Genomic DNA, 1,921 nt, shown 5'->3' on the forward strand with positions numbered 1-1,921 from the left:
GTTTTTTTATTATTAATAACAAAATTTAAAAAGTCCGATTTCGGAAAAAAATTGATGAAAACTATGTTAGTATAAAATTTATTAGATTAAAAATTATAAAATTTTAATTCTTATAAAGAATTTATTTGAATGTAGGGAGAAGAATGAGAAGAAAAGAAGAGCTTTATGAAGATGATTTTTATGAAGATGAAGACGAGCTCCATCTAATGGATCTTGTTTTTACATTACTTAGAAGATGGAAATTAATAACGTTAATAGCAATACCAACATTTATTTTAGGTATTTTTTTTGCGATGACTAGACCAACAGTATATAAAGCTGAGTTAATTATGATGGTCTCTAATGGAATAAATTCTAGTGCTCGTTCATTAGATGGTGGAGAACTTTCTGTAAATCAAAAATTAGCAACAACTTATGCAGAAATAGCTAAAAGTAAAACTATTTTAAAAAATGTTATAAAAAAATATGATTTAGAAATAAATTTAAAAAAATTGCAAAATAATGTAACAGTTTTTCCAGTTGAAGATACAGAATTACTAAGATTGACATATAAAAATGGAGATCCTATTTTAGCAGCAGCAGTAGTAAATGAAATAGGACATGAGTTTATGTTAAAAGTTCGTGAAGTTATGAATTTTCAAAATATAAAAATTGTAGAGCCAGCAGAAGCTCCTAAAGAACCTTTACCTAAAAAACGTACATTAATAATTGGGATTTCATTTTTTATATCTCTTATTATAGGGTGTATGGTAGCTTTTATAGTTGAGTTTTTTTTCTGTAAATTACGTAAGACAAGTGATATAGAAAAAATTTTAGAAGCACCTATATTAGGAACAATTCCAGATTTTAACCTTTCTCTAATTGATGGAGGTAAAGATGAAAAATAAAACTAAAAGAAGGATATTTTTTAAAGATATTGATAATCATGAAATGAGTGAAGCATTAAGAGTTATTAGAACAAATTTACATTTTTTAAATGAAAAAGAGTTTGATCGTACAATTTTGATAACAAGTACGATACCTAAAGAGGGAAAAAGTATAATTGCATCTAATTATGCAATGAGTATAGCAATAACTGGAAAGAAAGTGCTGTTAATAGATTGTGATATTAGAAGACCTAGAGCTCATGAAAGTTTTGGTGTGTCTTTTAATAGAGGATTAGAATCTGTTCTTTCTGGTGAGATGAAAGTTGAAGATGTAATCTTGAGAGATGTAGAAAAAAATTTAGATATTCTTCCTACAAGAAATGTAACTCATAATGTAACAGAACTTTTTTTAGGGGATAAGATGAAAGCTCTTTTGCAAGAGTTAAAAGGAAAATACAATACATTGGTACTAGATACTCCACCTCTTATAATAGCAAGTGATGCAGCAATACTTTCTAAATACTGTGATGGTGTTGTATATATTGTAGCTTATGATCAAGTTGCAAAAAGAGAGTTGGAATTTGGAAAAACCATGTTAAATAATGCAAAGGCTAATATATATGGCTATGTTGTAAATAAAATTGATAAGAATGGATTGTCCTATGGGAATTATGGTTATTATAACAACAACTATTCATATTATAAAGATTACTATACTGAAGATGAATTAAATAATACATATCAAACAAAAAAAGGGTTTAAAGGTATTATTGAAAAACTAAAAACAAATTATAAAAGACAATTAAGTGGAGATCAAAAGGGAAAAAAATGGTAGATATTCATACGCATCTATTATTTGGAGTTGATGATGGTCCAAAAACATTAGAGGAATCTATTGAAATGATTAGAGATGCTATAAATATAGGATTTAATGAGTTTTATTTAACCTCTCACTATAATAAGGGAAGATTTTCGAATGAGAATTATGATAAAAATTACGAGATTTTGAAGACAAGATGTATGGAATTAAATTTAAAAGTTAAACTTCATAAGGG

General features: G+C 26.7%; 3 protein-coding genes. All 3 read left to right on the top strand.

The window, feature by feature from the left end:
* The first annotated feature begins 143 nt into the window (after positions 1-143).
* A complete protein-coding gene (locus ACMOUI_RS00570; protein ID WP_418963799.1) occupies positions 144-887 on the top strand; it encodes a YveK family protein in 744 nt (247 codons plus the stop codon).
* The gene (locus ACMOUI_RS00575; RefSeq protein ID WP_418963800.1) at positions 877-1,701 is read left to right on the top strand and encodes a CpsD/CapB family tyrosine-protein kinase; all 825 of its coding nucleotides are present in this window, start codon (positions 877-879) and stop codon (positions 1,699-1,701) included. Before ACMOUI_RS00570 ends, ACMOUI_RS00575 begins: the two co-directional genes overlap by 11 nt.
* On the top strand, positions 1,695-1,921 hold a 227-nt coding region (locus ACMOUI_RS00580; RefSeq protein WP_418963801.1), incomplete at its 3' end, for a CpsB/CapC family capsule biosynthesis tyrosine phosphatase. The genes ACMOUI_RS00575 and ACMOUI_RS00580, both read left to right, overlap by 7 nt.

It is taken from the genome of Cetobacterium sp., assembly GCF_048470075.1.
In the GTDB taxonomy this organism is placed as follows: Bacteria; Fusobacteriota; Fusobacteriia; order Fusobacteriales; family Fusobacteriaceae; genus Cetobacterium_A.

Coding starts and splice junctions, on each gene's coding strand:
- ACMOUI_RS00570 (WP_418963799.1), top strand. CDS start 144: ATGAGAAGAAAAGAAGAGCTTTATGAAGATGATTTTTATGAAGATGAA.
- ACMOUI_RS00575 (WP_418963800.1), top strand. CDS start 877: ATGAAAAATAAAACTAAAAGAAGGATATTTTTTAAAGATATTGATAAT.